General features: G+C 39.1%; 18 protein-coding genes and 1 pseudogene. 11 read left to right on the top strand and 8 right to left on the bottom strand.

The genetic code is table 11. From position 1 onward, the window contains the following. Nucleotide 1: 1 nt before the first annotated feature. Nucleotides 2-172, bottom strand: coding sequence for a lipoprotein (locus DBO93_RS17830; RefSeq protein WP_162533827.1), 171 nt, complete (start codon nucleotides 170-172; stop codon nucleotides 2-4). Nucleotides 173-282: 110 nt separating this feature from the next. Here DBO93_RS17830 and cyaY point away from each other — a divergent pair, with 110 nt between their 5' ends. From cyaY to DBO93_RS17805, 5 genes and pseudogenes are all read left to right on the top strand, one after another. Next, the gene (gene cyaY, locus DBO93_RS17825; protein ID WP_108457530.1) at nucleotides 283-600 is read left to right on the top strand and encodes an iron donor protein CyaY; all 318 of its coding nucleotides are present in this window, start codon (nucleotides 283-285) and stop codon (nucleotides 598-600) included. A 24-nt stretch (nucleotides 601-624) separates the two neighbouring features. Beyond that, a pseudogene (hemC, locus tag DBO93_RS17820) lies at nucleotides 625-1556 on the top strand (hydroxymethylbilane synthase). After that, nucleotides 1543-2316 (top strand): uroporphyrinogen-III synthase, encoded by a 774-nt coding sequence (locus DBO93_RS17815; protein WP_108457529.1) that lies wholly within the window; start codon nucleotides 1543-1545, stop codon nucleotides 2314-2316. The pseudogene hemC and the gene DBO93_RS17815 overlap by 14 nt, the downstream one beginning before the upstream one ends. Nucleotides 2317-2367: 51 nt before the next feature. After that, nucleotides 2368-3858, top strand: coding sequence for a uroporphyrinogen-III C-methyltransferase (locus DBO93_RS17810; RefSeq protein WP_108457528.1), 1491 nt, complete (start codon nucleotides 2368-2370; stop codon nucleotides 3856-3858). Beyond that, a complete protein-coding gene (locus tag DBO93_RS17805) occupies nucleotides 3858-5054 on the top strand; it encodes a heme biosynthesis HemY N-terminal domain-containing protein (RefSeq protein ID WP_108457527.1) in 1197 nt (398 codons plus the stop codon). Before DBO93_RS17810 ends, DBO93_RS17805 begins: the two co-directional genes overlap by 1 nt. A gap of 47 nt (nucleotides 5055-5101) precedes the next feature. On the opposite strand, the gene arfA is transcribed toward DBO93_RS17805, so the two are convergent. Further along, nucleotides 5102-5305 (bottom strand): alternative ribosome rescue factor ArfA, encoded by a 204-nt coding sequence (arfA, locus tag DBO93_RS17800; RefSeq protein WP_108457526.1) that lies wholly within the window; start codon nucleotides 5303-5305, stop codon nucleotides 5102-5104. Nucleotides 5306-5470: 165 nt separating this feature from the next. On the opposite strand from arfA, the gene DBO93_RS17795 reads away from it, so the two are divergent. Continuing rightward, complete coding sequence (locus DBO93_RS17795; RefSeq protein WP_108457525.1) at nucleotides 5471-6157, top strand: DUF2982 domain-containing protein; 687 nt, start codon at nucleotides 5471-5473, stop codon at nucleotides 6155-6157. Between the two features lie 56 nt (nucleotides 6158-6213). On the opposite strand, the gene DBO93_RS17790 is transcribed toward DBO93_RS17795, so the two are convergent. The 6 genes from DBO93_RS17790 to DBO93_RS17765 all read right to left on the bottom strand — a co-directional run bounded on the left by DBO93_RS17790 (nucleotide 6214) and on the right by DBO93_RS17765 (nucleotide 14554). Next, nucleotides 6214-6846, bottom strand: a complete 633-nt coding sequence (locus DBO93_RS17790; RefSeq protein WP_108457524.1) for a TetR/AcrR family transcriptional regulator — start codon at nucleotides 6844-6846, stop codon at nucleotides 6214-6216. A 90-nt stretch (nucleotides 6847-6936) separates the two neighbouring features. Further along, nucleotides 6937-10056 (bottom strand): efflux RND transporter permease subunit, encoded by a 3120-nt coding sequence (locus DBO93_RS17785; protein WP_108457523.1) that lies wholly within the window; start codon nucleotides 10054-10056, stop codon nucleotides 6937-6939. A gap of 11 nt (nucleotides 10057-10067) precedes the next feature. Continuing rightward, entirely contained in the window at nucleotides 10068-11255 is a 1188-nt protein-coding gene (locus DBO93_RS17780) for an efflux RND transporter periplasmic adaptor subunit (RefSeq protein WP_108457522.1), read from the bottom strand. Nucleotides 11256-11655: 400 nt separating this feature from the next. After that, nucleotides 11656-11892, bottom strand: coding sequence for an RNA-binding protein (locus tag DBO93_RS17775; RefSeq protein ID WP_108457521.1), 237 nt, complete (start codon nucleotides 11890-11892; stop codon nucleotides 11656-11658). Nucleotides 11893-11992: 100 nt separating this feature from the next. Continuing rightward, nucleotides 11993-12691: an exonuclease domain-containing protein gene (locus DBO93_RS17770; RefSeq protein ID WP_108457520.1), complete on the bottom strand. Its 699-nt coding sequence runs from the start codon at nucleotides 12689-12691 to the stop codon at nucleotides 11993-11995. Nucleotides 12692-12706: 15 nt separating this feature from the next. Beyond that, entirely contained in the window at nucleotides 12707-14554 is a 1848-nt protein-coding gene (locus tag DBO93_RS17765) for a putative nucleotidyltransferase substrate binding domain-containing protein (protein ID WP_108457519.1), read from the bottom strand. A 316-nt stretch (nucleotides 14555-14870) separates the two neighbouring features. Here DBO93_RS17765 and DBO93_RS17760 point away from each other — a divergent pair, with 316 nt between their 5' ends. The 5 genes from DBO93_RS17760 to DBO93_RS17745 all read left to right on the top strand — a co-directional run bounded on the left by DBO93_RS17760 (nucleotide 14871) and on the right by DBO93_RS17745 (nucleotide 21068). Further along, nucleotides 14871-15122, top strand: coding sequence for a DUF4212 domain-containing protein (locus DBO93_RS17760; protein WP_108457518.1), 252 nt, complete (start codon nucleotides 14871-14873; stop codon nucleotides 15120-15122). Further along, complete coding sequence (locus DBO93_RS17755) at nucleotides 15122-16861, top strand: sodium:solute symporter family protein (RefSeq protein WP_108457517.1); 1740 nt, start codon at nucleotides 15122-15124, stop codon at nucleotides 16859-16861. Before DBO93_RS17760 ends, DBO93_RS17755 begins: the two co-directional genes overlap by 1 nt. 227 nt (nucleotides 16862-17088) lie before the next feature. Next, complete coding sequence (locus DBO93_RS17750; protein WP_108457516.1) at nucleotides 17089-17529, top strand: hypothetical protein; 441 nt, start codon at nucleotides 17089-17091, stop codon at nucleotides 17527-17529. Between the two features lie 99 nt (nucleotides 17530-17628). Further along, on the top strand, nucleotides 17629-18183 hold the full coding sequence (locus DBO93_RS19220) for a hypothetical protein (RefSeq protein WP_343215936.1): 555 nt from the start codon (nucleotides 17629-17631) through the stop codon (nucleotides 18181-18183). Next, complete coding sequence (locus DBO93_RS17745; protein ID WP_343215954.1) at nucleotides 18183-21068, top strand: PAS-domain containing protein; 2886 nt, start codon at nucleotides 18183-18185, stop codon at nucleotides 21066-21068. Before DBO93_RS19220 ends, DBO93_RS17745 begins: the two co-directional genes overlap by 1 nt. Nucleotides 21069-21084: the final 16 nt, after the last annotated feature.

The raw sequence follows: 21084 nt of genomic DNA, 5'->3' as shown, positions 1-21084 counted from the left end.
CCTAAAGTTCTAAATTAGATTTATCACTGTTTTTATCAATTTCTTCACTTGTTTTAGGCAAGTTCTCTTGCTGTTGCTCAGGAGTTTGGTATAAAGGACCTTTAATGCCACAGCCTGTTAAGATTACTAAACTAATCAAACTGAAGAAAATAATTACAATTTGTTTACGCATAATTGATTTATTCGATTTTTTTCCCATGATAGACGTTTTATAATCCCTTGACCAACAATTACCAAGCAAAGAGTAAACAATCTTAATGCGCAGGTAGAAAGGAATAGTTAATGAATGATAGTCAATACAATATAGCCGCTGAAAATATTTTACTTGCGGTAGAAGAAGCCATTGAAGATTGCGGTTGCGATATCGATTATGAGGGTGTTGGCGGAATGTTAACCCTGACCTTTAAAAATGCCAGTAAAATTATCATTAACAAACAAGCACCCTTACATGAAATTTGGGTCGCAACAAAATTTAATGGCCATCATTTTCATTTCGAAAATGACCAATGGTTTGATAAGCGCGGTGGCGGAGAGCTATGGCAATTTTTATCTAACGCGGTCAGTAAACAAGCAGAAGAAGCCATCGTGCTAACTGCGTAATAAATATTAATTAAGGTAATTGAAATGACCCCACAAACTGTACGTATTGCAACCCGAAAAAGCGCGTTAGCGTTGTGGCAAGCAGAATATGTTAAGGCGCAACTTGAGCACTTTCATCCAGGTATCAATGTGGAATTAGTGCCAATGACGACCAAAGGAGACATTATTCTCGATACACCACTAGCAAAAGTGGGTGGTAAAGGCCTGTTTGTTAAAGAACTTGAAGTCGCGATGTTAGAAAATCGAGCGGATATTGCCGTACATTCAATGAAAGATGTGCCGGTCGAGTTTCCTGAAGGTTTAGGGCTAGAAATTATCTGTCCACGTGAAGATCCGCGTGATGCGTTTGTGTCTAATTCTATCAATAGCCTAGCCGATTTACCGCAAGGTGCGATTGTCGGTACTTCAAGCTTACGTCGTCAATGTCAAATTAAAGCGATGCGTCCAGATCTAGATATTCGCGACCTGCGTGGTAACGTTAATACACGCCTTAAAAAACTCGATAATGGTGAGTACGACGCTATTATTTTAGCCGCCGCTGGGTTAATACGATTAGAAATGCCAGAGCGCATTCGAGAATATATTGCCCAGAAGTTATGTTACCAGCTAATGGTCAAGGGGCTGTTGGTATTGAGTGTCGAAATGAAGATACAACAATAAAAACATTATTGGCACCACTTGCCTGTGAAGAAACCCGTATTCGCGTTATTGCAGAACGAGCAATGAACCGCGCGCTTGAAGGCGGTTGTCAGGTGCCTATTGGTAGTTATGCTGTGCTTGAAGGCCAAGAAATATATTTACGCGGCTTAGTGGGCGCTATTGATGGCAGCGAAATATTAACCAGCGAAGTTCGCGGCAGCATTAACGACGCAGAACAATTAGGTTACCAGTTAGCCCAAAACCTTTTGGCGAAAGGTGCTGATAAAATTCTTCGTCACGTGTATGAACAATCATAAGCTCAATGTATTAATAACGCGCCCCGAAAAAGCAGGGCGCGAACTACAAACTTGCCTTGAAAAACAAGGCTACCGTAGTTACTGTCAGCCATTTTTTGACTATCAAAATGCGGCAAGTCTTGAACAATTACATATACTGCAAAAGCAGCTAATACGCCCTATCATTATTTTTATTAGCGTAGCTGCTGTTGAGTTTGCGCATAAATTAATGCCAATACCTTCATGGTCTGCACAGGCTGTAATTGCTGTGGGTAGTGCAACCCAGCAGGCATTAACAAGGTTAGGTATAAAAGCTATGGTGCCTGATAAACACGATAGTGATGGTGTACTCGCACTATTACCGCTGCTTAGTGTAAAAGATAAAAGTGTGATTATTGTACGTGGTGACGGTGGCCGAGAACTTATCGCTGATGCTTTGCGTCTTCGTGGTGCGGCTGTTCATTATTTAGAAAGTTATCGACGTGTTTGGCGAAATTACCCACAAAAATTCATCAAAACATGGCATCAGCAAGAGATAAATTGTATCTTAATCACTAGTAACGCTTTGCTAGAATTCATAGTAAACTTAATTAACGATGAAGATCGTTATTGGCAAGAGCAATGTTTATGGATAGTCGCTAGCCAAAGAATTGCTGATAACGCAAAAAAAATGGGCATTGTGCGAGTAATAAATGCTAATGGCGCCAATACTACAGCCATTATAAGTGCCCTCGATTGTGGAGTTAACTTAGCTACAACAAGTGAGATAAACCGTATTTAAGTCAAAAAAATTCAGTGTGCGCATTACCAACATGTAAGATAGGATCAGTTCATGAGCGATAAAAAACAACCCAAGCAATCGAAATCTGGTGATAAAACTTCAGCTGCTAGCAGTAATGTTGAGAAGCAAGCAGGTTTATCTGCTTCTATTAAAATCAGTACACCGAATGACGTGTCATCAGAAAAACCTGATACTGTCGATACTAACGAAAAATCGTTAAATAAAGAAACGACTGCACAAAGTAAAAGTCAGACTGAACCATCTTCGAACAAAAATAATGAAAAGAGCGCTACTCCTTTGAAAAATTCTGCCTCCACTACATCAAGCAAACCGGTATCTGCGGGTACTAAAACACCCACTGATAAAAGTACGGTTGTAAAATCTAAGAAAAATAAAATTTCTAAAGTTGCTGTATTCGCATTAATCATTGCACTGCTCGCTATTTTGGCCAGCGCGGGACACTTTTATTGGAATGAACAACAAAAGGCTCAATACAGTCAGCAACTTAGTGATCTTGTAGAACGAAAGCTCATTGAAAATCAACAAAAAATAGCACAACAGCTTACAACCAATGCACAAAGTGTTAACCAGAAAATTATTCAGCAATTTTCCCAAAATAAACGCAACAGTGCTAACGAAATTAGTGCATTAGTTAGTAAAGTTGAACAAATAAGCCGTATCGAAAGTAGTAACCAAAATGCTATTGCTCAAGTACAACAGAAGCTTGCTAGCTTGGGACAACAACAACCGAGCGATTGGCTGCTACAAGAAGCAGAATATCTGATTAGAGTCGCATCAAGAAGTTTATGGTTAGAAAAAACACCTCGTACTGCCGTGAGTTTACTCCAAGATGCTGAGTTGCGTATTCAAGAGTTAAACGATCCGCAATTTTTATCGCTTCGCCAAACTATTCAGCAAGATATTGCCCAATTAAAATTGCTGCCAACGCTAGCAACCGACGAGGTTATTTTAAAGCTGATGGTACTTGATCAACAAATTAAACAATTACCAATGGCACTATTTGAAATACCAGAGATGTATCAAACTGAAAGCTCGCTTGAACTAACCGATAATGCTACAGATTGGCGTGAAAATTTAGCGAAAACATGGCATAAATTTACCAATGAATTTTTCACAGTAACGCGCAGAACAGGCAATATTGAACCGCTAATGTCACCTCAATTTCAGCAAAATTTGCGTGAAAATTTAAGCCTTAAAGTACAAACAGCTATTTGGGCTGCAAGTAAATCAAATAGCAAAATTTACCTGCAATCGCTCAGCGCCACTGAACGCTGGATTAATGAATATTTTGATTTAACAAAAATTGAAAACCAACATTTCCTTGATACAATTAACACGTTAAAAACAGCGACTATTAATGTCGACTATCCAAATAAACTTGCCTCACTGCAAGCTATTCGACAAGTATTGTCAGATAAAGAGTCTTCAGCATTACGTACTTTAGAGAGCAGTAGTAACGTTGAAATACCGACAGTATCTGAAGATCAGCCACCAAGCGCTGAGCAAAGTGAGGACTTATAATGAAACGGCTTTTATTATTGTTGATTTTATTTCTTACGGTTGTTGTTGTAACACCTATTTTAATTGGTGAAAAAGGCTATATTCTAATTTCTATTGGCGATTCAGCGATTGAAACTACAGTCATTACTGCGATTATAACGCTAGCATTGTGCTTTTTCGCCTTGGCACTTACCTTTAAATTTTTTCGTGGTGGAGTTAACTTTAGCTTTAAAGCTTGGAACAAAATTGCATTTGCCAGTCGCCGAAAAGCACTAAAAGACTTTAACAAAGGTATATCCGCTTATGTATTAGGTGATTATAAACAAGCCGAGCATTTATTAGCTAAGTCTGCGGAAGGTTCAACGTTTGAGCTTATTGCTTATCTTGTTGCGGCTGATGCAGCACAAAAACAAGCGTTGAAACCAAACACAGACCATTATTTAGGCCTGCTCGACAAAACGGCTAATACTTTTAAAGATGCTGGATTAGAAGCGGTTTTGATAAAAGTTAAATTACTTATGGGGCAGAAAAATTATCCACTAGCTCGTACAGTTATTGATGAGCATCACAAGCATATTGGACATGACGCCAGGTTACTTAAGTTAGAAATAGAGTTAAGTATCGTTGAGAAGCGATTTGATTATGTGATCAAGCAGCTTAATACGGCTCAAAAACAAAAATCTATCAGCTCAGACACTATCACGTTATGGCAACAGCAAGCTTTTTACGGGGCTTTTAATGACCAGATAAAGCAACATGATAGTACTGCATTGATAGAATATTGGCAGCAACTGCCGAAGAAAACCAGGCAATCTGAAACCGTGGTTATTACCTATTGCCAAGTGTTGGCCGAAAATCAAATTAATGAACCTTTAGCCAAAATATTATTACCTATTATCAAAAAAGGTAATGCGGTAAGTCTGTTAAAGGCGATAAGAACATTGCCAATTACGCACGACAATAACCTTATGGCTGCGGCGCAAAAGCACCTACATAGTGAGCCTAGTAATGCACTATGGTTATCATTAGTTGCACATTTTGCTGCCGCTTCTCAGCAATGGCAATTAGCAGAAAAAGCCTTTAATAGCTTGGTTAGCCTTGAAGAAAAGTCATACGACAAAATTGATTTACTGATTTTTTCACAAGTACTTGAGCAACAAGGTCAACTAGACAAAGCCAATCAAGCACTGCGAAAAATTCACACGTTAGCTTGCTAATAAATAAAGCCTAAAGCCCTATTTAATAACGATTACATCCCTATGGATTAAACCGCTATTAAATAGGACTCTTGTCCTTTATGCTTTTGAGTTCTTTGATAAGCTCCTTTACCTTTTTTGGCGATAATAACTTGTTGCTTAAACAGCTTAGATGTTACCACTGCAGCTAAGAAGTTATCTTTAATTACCCCTCTACCTAACTCACAACCACCTTGATTTTTTTGGTGCTTATCTACTTTATGCTTTGTCATTTTTTTACCTTTTTTGTTGTTTATTGAATACTATTAACGATAAATTTATTGCTTCGTATCGAAAACGCGCAGAGTATATACTAAACAAAAAAATATGCACAAATATTAAATTCAGTTATTAATATAGTTTTAAATACCTGTCGAATTAACTATCGTGAAACCAAAATGACAAATAGTAATACCACAATAAAAATTAAAGCTATAGCCCGTCATCATGGATTATTTATTACCTTATCGGGGGTTGTTGCGTTAATTATTTTAGTGGGATTTGGTCATTATTATTGGCACCAAGCCCGCTTTGTGCTGATGTTTATGGTGCTCACTTGTTTAGTGACTATTTTTATTGGGTTACTAAAACAAGCTGAACCAAACCACAGCTTAATATTGGCACCTGAAACACTAACCTTTCATCATCGCCATGGGCTTTGGCAACTTTGCTGGCAGCAAATTAGAAGTATACATAGTGTAACCAATACCGTGGGTATCGAGCGGCAAGAACTGAATTATGTCGGTATCAAACTGATGTCATTAGACGTTATTGCAAGCAGCATATCGTTACGGTTAGCTAATCGCATGATCCACGAACAAAAGCCACTTATTCAATATTGCATTCACCAGCAATTAATAACCATTGAGCAAGGGGTTTTAAATTTTGAACCGTATATGTTAACTAGTGGTGAAGTCATAAAAGGTCCTTTGGCAGGCTTTCTACATCATTGTGACATATTGCATCAAGCCCTTGGCGCGCATTTATTTATTTCCGCCAGTAATCTCAACGGCTCAATTGATGACTTTGTATTTTTAGCAAGAAATTACTTAACAAATGCTAAACAGTCACCTGTATCAAGTTAGTTTGCATTCGTTAAAATGGACTTTAGGCGTTATCGGTTTGTAAACGTTTTACTAGATTACAAGTCTGATGAACCTTGATGTTCAAATGGCATAAGTAAAGTTTTCATCGCTGGGCGAAGTGCTATTAATACATTTTCTTCAGTAAGCTCTGGGTATAATACTTTTCTCAGTAATAACCCTGTCATCATTGAGAAAATTACATTAATTCTGCTTTCAAGTTCTTGCTCTGAATGATTTTTTAATGCGCTTTTTTCGCTGATCAGTAGCTTTCTCATACGCTCTCTTGCCTGTGTATCTGCGTCTCGTAAGAGCATTTCTACTTTACTGTTTCTGCTTGCTTCGGCCATCATATCTAATCTGACCACACATGAGCCGGTATCCATGTGACGCTTTACACCCATATTTAAACCATCAATAAGCGCAGTAAGTACGTCGCTAGGATGATCCTCAAACTGTTGAAAGATAGAGAACATTTCTGCCATATCTTTTTCGATAATACTTTCAATGATGGCTTCTTTACTGTCGAAGTAATTATAAATATGACCAGCACTCATACCCGCAGTTCGAGATATTTCTGCCATGCCAGCACCGTGATAACCTTTACGACGAAAACAATCAGCCGCAGCGCTCAATACTTGCTCCCTTCGCGCATGAGCGAGGGCCGGATCTGAGTGTTTTTTGATTTTCATATAAATTTCCATTATCGAGCCTGTTGGCTCGATAAAATATGCCTTTTAGTGCTATTTAAGCTGACTTTTTAAATATTGTGTTCATCACGTTTATTTAGCTGCTTTAGTTTTTCCAGGAAAAACTCGTCGCACTAACACGAAAAAAACAGGTACAAAAATAACCACTAATATTGATGATGCAAGCGTACCGCCAATAATTGAAATACCGAGCGCATTTTGTGCACCCGAGCCAGCACTCGAGGCAATAGCTAAGGGTAAAACACCACAAATAAAGGCCATCGAAGTCATCAAAATAGGACGTAAGCGAAGACGAACAGCGGCAATTGCCGACTCAACAAGGCCGAGCCCTTCATCCATTTTATGAATGGCAAATTCAACAATTAATATCGCATTTTTAGACGCGAGCCCTATGGTGGTCAACAAACCTACTTGCAAGTAGATGTCGTTTGATAATCCACCACCAAAAGCTGCCATAATTGCACCAAATATACCTAAAGGTACAATCAACATAACGGCAAAAGGCACCGACCAACTTTCATATAACGCTGCTAAACACAAAAATACAAACAATAATGAAAGGCCGTATAAAAGTGGTGCTTGTCCGCCGCTAGAGCGTTCTTGGAATGAAATTCCTGTCCACTCAGAAGCAAAGCCTTGTGGTAATTGATCAACTAATCTCTCCATTTCGTCCATTGCTTGTCCGGTACTGTAACCGGGCGCTGCACTGCCTTGAATTTCCATTGAAGAAAAGCCATTGTATCGTTCTAAGCGTGGAGAGCCATATGACCAAAATGAGCTGGCAAATGCAGAGAAGGGTACCATGTCGCCATTATTGTTTCGTACATACCATTTGTTGAGATCTTCAGGCACCATACGAGACTCAGCAATACCTTGTAGATAGACTTTTTTAACACGACCACGGTCAATAAAGTCATTGACATAACTACTGCCCCAAGCGGTTGAAAGGGTACTGTTAATATCACTTTGTGATACGCCAAAGGCTTCTGCTTTTGCTAGGTCAATATCTAATTGTAGCTCTGGCATGTCTTCTTGTCCGTTCGGACGTACACCCGCTAAAACTTTACTTTGACTTGCTAAACCTAACAATTGATTTCGTGCACTTAATAACGCATCGTGGCCAAGACCCACACGGTCCTGTAAAAACATATTAAAACCGTTCGCAGTACCTAACTCAACGATAGCTGGCGGTGGAAAAGCAAAGACAAAGGCTTCTTTAATAGTTGAGAAAAACTGCATACCTTTACCGGCTACAGCTCCAACGGATAGATCATCACGTTGTCGTTCATCCCAATGTCTTAAGCTAACAAAGCCAATAGCTGAGTTTTGCCCTGAGCCCGCAAAACTAAAGCCTGTTACGGTGAATATACCTTTAACGGCTTCTGATTGGTCGTTCAAGTAATGATTTTCGACTTTTTTAACCACTTCTAAAGTTTCTTGGGTGGTAGAGCCAGCCGGCAACATAACTTGGTTAAATAAAATACCTTGATCTTCATCAGGCAGAAATGCCGTAGGTAAGCTTGAGAAAACATACACCATGCCGCCAACGATAACGGCATAAATAAGTAAGTAGCGTTTAGAGTGGCGGATCATTCTACTTACAAAGCTTTGCGCACCTTTATTGGTTTTTTCAAACCCGCGGTTAAAACCAGAAAAAAACTTACCGATTAAAGTACTGTTATCATGAACATGGCTTGGTTTTAATAAAGTAGCACAAAGTGCGGGTGTTAATATCAGGGCAACTAATACCGACAGCCCCATCGCAGAGACTAGCGTAATAGAGAATTGTCGATAAATAACCCCGGTAGAGCCACTAAAAAATGCCATCGGAATAAATACGGCTGACAGCACCATAGCAATACCGACCAAAGCGCCCTTAATTTCATCCATTGATTTTCGTGTAGCTTCAAGCGCTGATAGCTTTTCTTCACTCATGAGTCGTTCAACATTTTCAACGACAACAATAGCGTCATCAACCAGTAAGCCTATAGCTAACACCATCGCAAACATAGTTAGCGTATTAATTGAGTAACCAAAAACGTATAAAATACCAACGGTACCAAGTAATACCACAGGCACTGCAATAGTAGGGATGAGTGTCGCACGAAAGTTTTGTAGAAATAGATACATAACTACAAACACTAAAACAACCGCTTCAATTAGAGTATGAACTACTTTTTCGATCGATAAAGATACAAACGGAGTGGTGTCGTACGGGACGACAGATACTAAGCCTTGTGGGAAAAACGGTTGCAGTTCTGCGAGCGCATCTTTTACGCCTTGCGCGGTATCAAGTGCATTGGCACCACTGGCCAATTTAACACCTAAACCCGATGCAGGGTTGCCATTAAAACGTGCAACAACACCGTAGTTTTCGCCGCCAAGCTCAACTTTTGCCACATCTTCTAAACGAACAACAGAGCCATCGCTATTTGTTTTGACAAAAATATTTTTAAATTGTTCAGGGGTTTGCAAACGACTTTGTGCGGTAACAGTGGCATTGAGTTGTTGCCCTGCAATGGCTGGCATTCCGCCTAGCTGTCCGGCAGAAACTTGTGCATTTTGTGCTCTTATTGCGGCACTAATGTCAGCAGGCGTTAATTTAAAATTTTGTAATTTAGCCGGGTCTAACCAAATACGCATCGCATATTGTGAGCCAAACAGTTGCACTTCACCGACACCATCAACACGAGAGACAATATCTTGTACATTTGATGACACATAATCACCAATATCAATATTGTTCATGCTGCCGTCTTGCGATACAAAACCAACAACCAATAAAAAGTTACGAGCAGATTTCGCCACTACAACACCTTGGCGTTGTACTTCTTCTGGTAGTAATGGTGTTGCCGTTGCTAATTTATTTTGTACTTGAACTTGTGCAATATCAGGGTTGGTATCCGCACTAAAGGTCAACGTAAGGGTTGCTGAACCACTTGATTCAGACGTTGACGACATATAAAGCAAACCATCAAGGCCTTTCATTTTTTGTTCAATAACTTGGGTAACAGAGTCTTCCAGTGTTTGTGCAGACGCTCCTGGGTAATTAGCTGAAATACTAATGGCAGGTGGTGCAATTGATGGATACTGCGCAATAGGTAAATTTTTAATCGCTAAAATTCCCGCGAGCATAACTACAATAGCAAGTACCCAAGCGAATATAGGTCGATCGATAAAAAATCGTGACATTGAATGCTCCGTTATTGCGCTTTGTTGATAGAAGAGGGTTCAGACGGTTTTACTTGGGTTGGAGTAACTAAAGCACCCGGACGAATTTTTTGTAAGCCTTCAATAATTAATTTATCGCCAGCTGCTACGCCATGAGTAACCAACCAGTTTGAACCCACGGCTCTATCAACTTGTAAAACACGGCTTTCCACTTTGTTATCTTTATTCACGATCATAGCTGTTGGCTCGCCTTTTGTATTACGACTAACACCTCGATGTGGCACTAAAATGGCGTCACTTTTAACCCCTTCAATGATGGAAGCGCGAGCATACATACCGGGCAATAATAGTTTTTCTGGATTAGGGAATTGGGCGCGTAATGTTACTGAACCTGTGCTTGGGTCAACGGTAACTTCAGAGAATTGCAATACACCTTTATGAGGGTAAATAGAACCATCTTCCATGGTTAACTCAACATCGGTTTGGTTTGTAGGATCAACTGTTAACGCACCAGAAGCTAATGCTTTTTTAAGTTTTGTGAGCTCATTACTCGATTGTGTTAAATCAACATAAATAGGGTCGAGCTGGGTAACCGTTGCCAGTGCTGTCGTTTGATTGACACTCACTAAGGCACCTACAGTGACATTTGATTTACTGATTTGGCCGCTGATAGGAGATGAAACGTGGCTATAATCAAGATTGATCTGTGCTGTTTGAAGTTGCGCTTCAGCCGTAAGTAATGCGGCTGTCGCTTGTTTGTATGCTGCATCTGCTTCATCAAAGTCTAATTGACTTACCGCTTTAATTTTTAGCAGTTCACTATAACGAGTAGCTTTGGATTTACTGCTAGCAATACTTGCTTTAGCACTGGCTACTGCCGCTTCGCTAGCGGCTAACTCGGCTTTAAAAGTAGCGGGATTAATTTGATAAAGTGATTGCCCTTGCTCGACTCGCTTACCTTCAATAAATAAACGCGATTGAACAATGCCACTAACTTGAGGACGAATTTCAGCAATTTGAAAAGCATTAATACGCCCAGGTAATTCTTTTTTGAGCGTTAGCGCTTGGCTTTGTAATGTAATAACACCAACGGTAACCGCTTGAGGTCCAGTAGCTCCTGACTTATCAGCCGCTTGAACAGTTACTTGTTCACAACCCGATAAAGCAACAATACTAATGAGGGTCGAAATTACAAATAATGCGATGCGAGAACGCTGCATGTTAAATACCTTTAATGTTAAATATATACTGTAGAGTGAACGATCATTCTAAGTGAAAAGTTTTTATTTATATATTGAATTAGTTGTTTTTTACAAAACATTACACTTATGAAACAAAGGTAACATTACTGACAATAAAATTAGCTTTCACAGTTTGTAATAACGCGATTTAACCCGTTTTCGATATTAGAAAAAATTGAATTTTAATGAGAATGAACTGGAAGTTTTTTTGGTCATCAATGAAGTTTATTACTCCTTTGAGACAAGGGTTTTAGGGAGGATGGTTTATAAATTCAAATAACGCTAATTATTGAAATAACATACGTTGTTAACACTGTTTATTTAATTAAAACAAAAAAACCAGCCTAATGCTGGTTTTAATTTTTATCAAAGCGATAAACTATTGCGCGAGTTTAACGCGAATTTTGTTGTTGGCAATTTTGGTTTCATGCAGGTTTGATAAAGCGACTTTAGCTTCTTTTTCATTTGGCATTTCAACAAAACCAAAACCTTTTGATTTAGCCGTTTCTTGGTCTAAAACTAAAGTGCATTCAGTCACAGTGCCGTGAGCAGAAAATAAAATACGGAGTTCTTGTTCGGTTGTTGAACGAGAAAGATTGCGAACTAAAAGTTTCATAATGGACCATTAATGTGTGATTACGAGCGCAATTATCTCACATTTTGGCAACAGATTAACTTATTTTCTGCATTTGGCTAAAATAAATATATTGATATGGTTATAAAATTAATTGCTGTAGTGACATATCTTCATTTCGTTCGCTAATTTGTGCCAACAGTAATTCAGCTGTGGCAATAGCATCGTTTAGCGCATTATGAGCATAGTGATTAGGCAGTTGGTAGCTGGCGCGTAAAGCTGAAAGTCTCAATTGCGATGGATCGTAAGCGACATCACGCTTATCTAGCCTTTTTTTCGCCACCACTAACGTGTCTATCATCGGAAATGGCGGCGCCATACCATAAAGCTCTATGCAAGCTTGTTGTAAAAACTGACGCTCAATACGAGCAAAGTGAACGAGCATAACTTTGCCTGCGAGTCGTTTCAGTAATTGTTCTACTACCTCTGCAAGCGGTTGGCCTTGATCTTTTTGGTCATCAGTTATTTGATGTATGGTGACATTATCTGCTTTTAAACTGCCTTGAGTTTGAATAATTTGATGATAACTCGTGCCAAGTTTAATTTGTCTATGATTTAACTCCACACAACCCACACTGAGCAGTTTATCTTGTATCGCGTCTAACCCTGTTGTTTCAAAATCGACCGCTAATATGGGGGTTTGATCAAAGGGAGTATGCAGTAGAGGGAAAGGGACACTGAGAAACTCATGCAATGGTCCTTTGGGTGCACGCGCTAGCATACGTTTTCGTTGTGCTTCGTAGCCGATTAGCCAACGCGTTAGTGGGTGATGATTCAACATGATAAATGGTTATCGCTAATAAGTGGATTGACGGCTGTCTTGCAAGGTTTTTATCACTTTAAAGGCATCTTTTAAGTGTTCCCTTTCGAGTTTCGAAATATCTTTTGGTGATAAGTAATTATTGGGTTGTTGGCCTAATTGCAATTTTTTCGCTTGGTGCATCATACGTAGCATACTTAAAAATTCATAAGCATCGATGAGATTTGCTGCAGATGATTTCGATAATGAAGGCGTTCCAGCGGCCTGCTTTAAGCGCTCTATGGTATTAACCGTTGCAATGCCTTCAGATAACGCATAAATACGCGCGAGATCAACAATTGGAGCAATACCGTTATGCTTTAAATCTAGCGTAGCTTTATTTTCGCCATTTTGTATGAGCACAAAATCTCGAAAAAAACCTAAAGGTGGCCTTAAGTTGAGGGCATTACGTGATAAATGTGCGATAAATAAAGTGCTACGTTTTGTTGTTTGTAACATTTTTGTTTTTACTTGCTCCAGTAATCGGCTGTCACCATAAACGGTGGTTAAGTCGAAAAAAGTGCTGCAATGCATTAATGCTTTTGGCTCTGGTGTATTAATCCATTGAGCAAAATATTGTGACCATTGTTTTTGCGTTTGGCACCATTGTGGATTTGTTGCCATGACATTGCCAGGGCAATAAATAAAACCACAAGCGGCTAAGCCATCAGACACAAAAGTAGCAAGATCTTTAAACCAAAGATTATGTTCTGGTTTTAAATCGTTAGAAATGATCAAGGCATTGTCTTGATCTGAATGGGCAAATTGTTCTTGTCGTGCTTGTGAGCCTGCAGCTAACCAAGCGTAAGGTACAGGAGGTGGACCTAATAATTTTTCGGCCATTTCTATTAAGCGAATGGTAAATGCCATGGTAATGGCGCTGATACTTTTACCAACATGATCAGCGGTAGTGCCTAATTTTGCCATGCGAATTTGTAGTTTAGGGATCATGCTACTGATTTCGGTGAGCTCGCCAACCGATGTTGCTTTATGAATAACGCTGGTAATGTTAACGGCATTCTGCCCTTCATTATTCATTAAGTCAGTTACGGTCACCATGCCTTTAAGCTGATTACTTTCGGTCACGGGTAAGTGATGAATATGCTTTTGTGTCATTTTCATTAATGCATCGTAAGCGGTGCTATTAATATCTATAGTGGTCATGTCATCAGTCATAATTGCACTGACGGGTTGCTCAATACTAAGTCCTTGTGCCACACATCGACGACGAATGTCTTTATCGGTCACTATTCCTAATGGTTGATCATTATGACTGATGACTAGGCAAGAAAAATTTTGTTCGGTCATCAATATAGCGGCTTGCTGAATGCTGGCGTCAGGGTTAATTATAACTACAGGACTGTGATAAAAATTGGCAATCGAGCTATTAAGTAAAGACGAGTTTAATATAGCGTCTTCATTTACTTGCAACATTTTTTTATTAAGTCGCTGCTCTGATGTTTGCTGAAAATAGGCGGTTACGTCAGGATACTCATTAACTAACTGTAGAAAGTTATGATAATTAATGCTGTAGAGTAAAGTATCCTCATCTGAGATGACATGTTGGGTATTAGGGCCATTGTGACTAAAGCAAAAAACCGAACAAATATCCCCTTCACTAAATTTAGCCAATAGTTTGTTATCTGCACTGAAGTAACTTAAGGCACCTTTTCGCAGTATGTAAATGTTTTCTTCTACAATGCCTTGTGGTGGCAGTGTTTGACCACGACGAACATAACTAATACTGATCTCTTTTACTATTTGCTCAATGATGTCACTCGGCAATAAGTCCATAGGAGGAATCGCTTGAATAAATTCGCTGATTTCGCTTAATGCTGAGTCCATAACAATATCTCTAGTGAGTACACTCACTACATTTAGGGGAATTATGCGACTTAAGTCAACAGTTTCAACTATGTTCTAGACTAAAGTTTAATATGAGCGCCGAAATAATATTGCTAGTGTGTAACTTAGAGTAGGTTAAGTATTCATTTATCCAATGTTGGTTTTACCAGCGGGTCGAATTAATAGTCAACCTCTCTTAAACAACAGGTGATACCAATTGAAAGATAATCAATTTGGTATATAGCGTATAAAAATCATAAAACGCTGTCCTTTTAAACTATTTAGGTTTAATAGGAATAATTGCTAGGAGAGAATGATGGAAGGTAAAGCAACATATTGGTCAGAGAATCTGCGCCTAATATTTATATGTCTTGCTATCTGGTTCGTGGTTTCATTTGGTTTTGGTTTGCTTCTTGTCGAGCCATTAAATGCAATACGTCTAGGTGGGTACAAACTAGGTTTCTGGTTTGCACAACAGGGTTCAATTTACACATTTGTCGGTTTAGTTTTTTGGTATACCAAAAAAATGAACGACCTTGATAAAAAATATAACGTGGAGGAATCATAATGGAAGAGTTAAAACTCTATACATACATAGCTGTATTCGGTTCTTTTGCCGTTTATTTCGGTATAGCTTGGTGGGCTCGTGCGGGCTCAACTAGTGACTTTTATGTTGCTGGTGGTGGTGTAACGCCAATGCAAAATGGTATGGCGATTGGTGCCGATTGGATGAGTGCTGCGTCATTTATTTCCATGGCGGGTATGATCTCATTCTTAGGTTACGGGGGCTCTGTATTCCTAATGGGTTGGACCGGTGGTTATGTATTATTAGCCATGCTACTTGCACCTTACATGCGTAAGCACGGTAAATTCACCGTACCTGAATTTATTTTTGACCGTTATTATTCAAAAACAGCACGTGTTGTTGCGGTAGTTTGTTTAATCATCGCGTCATTAACTTACATCATCGGTCAAATGAAAGGTGTAGGTGTTGCTTTCTCTCGCTTCTTAGAAGTTGATTATGATTTAGGTCTTTACATCGGTATGTTCGTTGTTTGGGTTTATGCTGTATTAGGTGGTATGAAAGGTATTACTTACACGCAAATCGCTCAGTACGTAGTATTGATTTTTGCTTACACCATTCCAGCGGTATTTATTTCATTACAGTTAACAGGTAACCCAATTCCACAACTAGGTTTAGGTTCTACGTTAGCCGACGGTAGTGGTGTTTACTTACTTGATAAATTAGACTTAGTTGTTACTGAGTTAGGCTTTAAAGAGTACACCACTGACAACATGGGTGGTTCAGTAAACATGTTCGCTTACACCTTGTCTCTGATGATTGGTACTGCAGGTTTACCTCACGTTATTATGCGCTTCTTCACTGTTCCTTCAGTTAAAGCAGCACGTCAATCAGCAGGTTACGCTTTAGTATTCATTGCATTGTTATACACAGTTGCTCCAGCAGTTGGTGCTATGGCTCGTCTTAACTTAATGAACACTATTGAACCAGCAGCTGGTCAAAACCTTGAATACGCTGAGCGTCCTCAATGGTTTAAAGATTGGGAAAATACGGGGCTATTGCAATACGAAGAAAAAAATGGCGATGGTAAAATTCAATACACTGCTGATCCTGCAACTAATGAAATGATTAAAGTTGACCGTGACATCATGGTATTGGCTAACCCTGCAATCGCTAATTTACCAAACTGGGTAATTGCTTTAGTTGCTGCTGGTGGTTTAGCTGCTGCATTATCTACTGCAGCCGGTTTATTATTAGCGATATCATCCTCAATTTCTCATGATTTAATGAAAGGTATATTAACGCCTGACTTAACTGAGAAAAATGAGTTATTAGCCGGTCGAATTGTCATGACTATATCGGTGATGGTGGCTGGTTGGCTTGGTTTAAATCCGCCTGGTTTTGCCGCTGGTACGGTTGCACTAGCCTTTGGTTTAGCTGCATCGTCAATATTCCCAGCGCTAATGATGGGTATATTCGCTAAGAAAATGAGCGGTACTGCAGCAGTTTCAGGTATGATCGCAGGTATCGGTGTAACTATGCTGTATGTATTCCAGCATAAAGGCATCATGTTTATTCCTGGTACTTCATTCCTAGGTGACATGGGTCCTAACTGGTTCTTCGGAATTTCACCAAATGCCTTTGGTTCAGTAGGTGCTCTTGTTAACTTTGCAGTAGCTTTCGCTATGTTGAAAGTAACAGGTCCAGCACCAGCTCATATCCAACAAATGGTTGATAATATGCGTACGCCTGCTGGTGGCGTATCGGCAGCACATGATCACTAAATAGTTTTAACTACTTATTGATTAATAAGCTAAAAGCCCTATTTAATTTCTATAAATAGGGCTTTTTATTTTGTCATTAAGATATAATGATTAAATACAGATTGCCTCAGCAGAATGACGAAGTTAAGCCATTCCACAAAAATAAGTACTCAATGATTGCGCAGGAAAAACTAGTAAGTTCAAAAATTCTTATGCGGATTGGTACAATATAAATTGCAGGATACTTTATGAATAAACACACTAAAACAGCTATTATAGTAGCCCCTATCCTTACTATTTTAGGTTTTGCATTAGCTGACTTATGGGAAGAAAATAGCGCTAATCAAATGCGCGCATTTAAATTGGTTCCCTATGGTCATTGTGATGTTATCAATCAAAAATGTATTTTGAAATCAGGTGAATTTGAAGTCAATATATATGATGAAGCAGGCATGACAACCTTAAATTCTACTTTTCCGCTTGATAGCGCAACATTCTTTGTAGTAGATAAAGACAATAAAGCGAGTGCTTATCCACTAGGCATGATTGACAGCCCTTATTATTGGATGAGTCCAACGCCATTACGTAATACCATTAGCCGCAAGGGCGATAAGCAAAAATTAAGGGTTATTGCTAATATTAAAGGCGGGCAATATATTGCCGAATTTTACACTCAAACGGTAAATTAGCATTACAGTTTACGTTATGAGTTTAAGTTTAATGACATATGTGAATAAATTCATATAATCATATAATCAAACACTTAATATAAGTTATAGAGAAATTAGATGTTTCCAAATTGGCAATTAGCGGGCTTAAGTTTTGCTTATATAGGTTTGCTGTTTTTTATTGCCTATGTTGGAGATAAGTATCGACATAAATTACTGCGTAAAAGCCAAGCGATAATTTATGCATTAACCCTTGGCGTTTATTGTACGTCTTGGAGTTTTTTAGGCACACCAGGACAGGCTTCAAATAACTTTATTTCACATTTGCCGATATATTTAGGGCCGATACTGCTCTTCATTTTTGCATGGCCATTTATACAACGCATTATTCGTGTGAGTTTAAAGTTAAACCTCACCTCAATTGCTGATTTATTAGCTGCACGTTTTGGTAAGTCGCATAATTTAGCTATTTTAGTCACCATTGTGGCGCTAATTGGCACTATGCCTTACATCGCGCTGCAATTAAAAGCAATTGTCTACACGTTTCAACAGTTACAGGCAGAGCAAAGCTTAGCGAACTGGCACTTTGGCCTTGTGGTAAGTTTGGTTTTAGCAGGTTTTACCATCGTATTTGGTGTTCGAAATATCGATGTAACTGAGCGACACCCCGGGTGATGTTAGCGATAGCTTTTGAATCTTTAGTTAAGTTGTTCGCCTTTATCGCCGTTGGTATTTTTGTTACCTATGTATTATTTGACTCGCCAATGGAGATTTGGCGTCGTTCATCTGCAAGCCTGCAGTTGGATCAACAGTTGAATTTTCCAAATGTTATGTCAATGTTTGCCATGCTCGTGATCACTATGGCGGCATTTTTATCTTTACCTCGCCAATTTCAAGTGATGGTGGTTGAACTAAAAGATGAAAAAGATACTTGGCTTAGTCGACGCATTTTTCCTCTTTATTTATTAATTTTTGCGATTTTTGCTGTACCGCTTGGTTTAGCTGGACATTTATTGCTAGGAGATACGGTGCCGTCTGATGCTTATGTATTATTTTTACCTTGGTATCAACAGCAGCCTTGGTTGACCTTATTTACTTTTTTGGGCGCGATATCGGCTGCCAGCTCTATGGTGATTATTTCTTCTATTGCGTTGAGCACCATGCTCAGTAATGAAATCGTTTTTCCTTGGTTATATCGGGCAAATAAAAATCATGATACGGATTATGACAAATTCCGTTTACGGTTATTAACCATTCGTAAAATTTTAGTCTTATTTGTTATTTTATTAGGTTATGGCGTATTTTTAATGGCATCGCCAGATACCTTAAGTTCTTTAGGTGAAATAGCATTTGGCGCATTTGCCCAATTAACACCGGCATTAGTGGCGGCTTTTTATTGGCGCCGAGCAACATTAACGGCCGTTTATGGTGGTATTGTTATTGGCTTTTCTGCTTGGCTTATACTGAATTTTATTCCCCAATTTGGCATTTATCCACACCCGTTTGAAGGGGGATTTTTACCCGCTAATTCAATGGCGAGCTTGTTATCACTTTCTGCCAATATTATTGCTATGTGGTTACTATCTCATGTGAGTCGCCAAAGCGTACAAGAGCGTATGCAAGCCTCTTTATTTATGGAGTACCAAGCACCAAAAGCGTTAAAATTACAACGTAATAAACAAATTAACTATCAAGAGTTGGAGCTCTTGGTTTCACGATTTGTTGGTGAGAAAAAAACCATCATTAGCTTTAAACAATTCCAACGCTCAATAGACAAAGCACAAATGAGTAATGTTGCTTATAACCAGAAGTTGTTGCAACACACTGAAAATACTTTGGCGAGTGTTATGGGGGCGTCGTCAGCGCGTTTAGTATTGTCTTCGGCATTAGAAGGGCGTGATATTGCCTTAGATGAAATAGCCGTGCTAGTGGAAGAAGCTTCAAGCCAACGCCAGCAATATAGTCAAGATTTATTACAAAGTGCCATTGAAAATGCCAGTGAAGGCATCTCTATTGTTGATAGCGATCTCAATCTTGTTGCTTGGAATAAAAAATACGTTGATTTATTTTCCTACCCGAGCGAGCTTATTTATCAAGGCAGCGCGATTAGTGACTTAATTCGCTTTAACGTGGTGCGTGGTTTATGTGGTATTGGAAAAGTTGAAGAACAAGTCAATAAACGCTTAGAACATTTACGTAATGGCAGCCCGCATAGTTCTGAACGTGAGCATAGTGATGGTCGCGTTATTCGTATTGAAGGTAATCCTTTGCCTGGTGGCGGGTTTGTTATGCTGTTTTCAGATATCACGACTTACCGACAAGCTGAAAGAGGGCTCAAAGAAGCCAATGTTGATTTGGAAACTCGGGTACTCGAGCGAACACAAAAATTAGAGCAAACCAATGATGCACTAGCGTTAGCCCGCGAAAAAGCCGAACAAGCTCATGTTAAAAAAAGCTTGTATTTAAAAGCCTGCAGCCATGATTTAATGCAGCCTTTAGAAGCAGCACGATTGTTTACATCCGCTTTAGCCAGCCAAGGTAATTTAACGGTTACGCAGCAACGACAAGTCGATAATATTGATCACTCGTTAAAAGTTGCGAATGATTTGGTTGCCGATTTAGCTGAAATTGCCCGTATTGAGAGTGGAAATATTAAGCCGAATATCAGTAGTTTTTCGGTTAAATCATTATTTGATGATTTAGCCAAAGAATTTTCTGCTAGCGCTGTTGATCTAGAAATAGAATTTCGTGTGCATTGTAGCAATGCTATGTGGCTCAGATCAGATAGGAACCTATTGCGCCGAATATTACAAAATTTGATTGGGAATGCCTTCCGTTATGCAGGCCCCGGAAAGGTTTTATTAGGAGCTCGCGGGAAAGGCGATAGCATTGATATTCAAGTACTCGATAACGGTCCTGGTATTCCTGTTGATAAACAAACCCTAGTTTTTGAACAATTTACCCAGTTAGATAACCAGCAAAGCTCATCTGCTGGAGGGCTTGGTTTAGGCTTGAATATCACCCAAAGTTTAGCGCAATTGTTAAGTCATCCTTTAGCTCTGAACTCTAAAGAAGGGCAGGGTTGTAAGTTTTCTGTGGAAGTTGAAAGAACGCTAGCACAAAAAGAAGTGTTAACCGTAAAGCCTGTGATTAATATCGGATTAAGAGATGTTACGGTCATGTGTATTGATAACGACCCAGATGTTCTTAATGGTATGGTTGAGTTATTAACCGCTTGGGATTGTAATGTATTAGCGGCTGAGTCATACCAGCAAGCGCTTTCAGTTTATGAGACTCATAAGAATGATATTGAAATACTACTGGTAGATTATCAACTTGACGGAAACTTTAACGGCATTGCGTTGACTGCCAAGCTGAGAAAAATGAGCAGACACTACGTGCCTGCGATTTTAATTACCGCTACAACAGATAGTGATTTAGAAGAGAAAACGTTAGCTGCAGATATTGGCTTCATGCGAAAATTAATTAAACCTGCAGCGCTTAGGGCAATGATGAGTGCTATGTTAACCAAGAAACTACAAGCTAAGTATTTACAATAACAACAGTTACACAGCT

It is taken from the genome of Colwellia sp. Arc7-D, assembly GCF_003061515.1.
GTDB lineage: Bacteria > Pseudomonadota > Gammaproteobacteria > Enterobacterales > Alteromonadaceae > Cognaticolwellia.
Note: the sequence above shows the minus strand (reverse complement) of the source record. Positions and strands in the feature narration are given on the sequence as shown.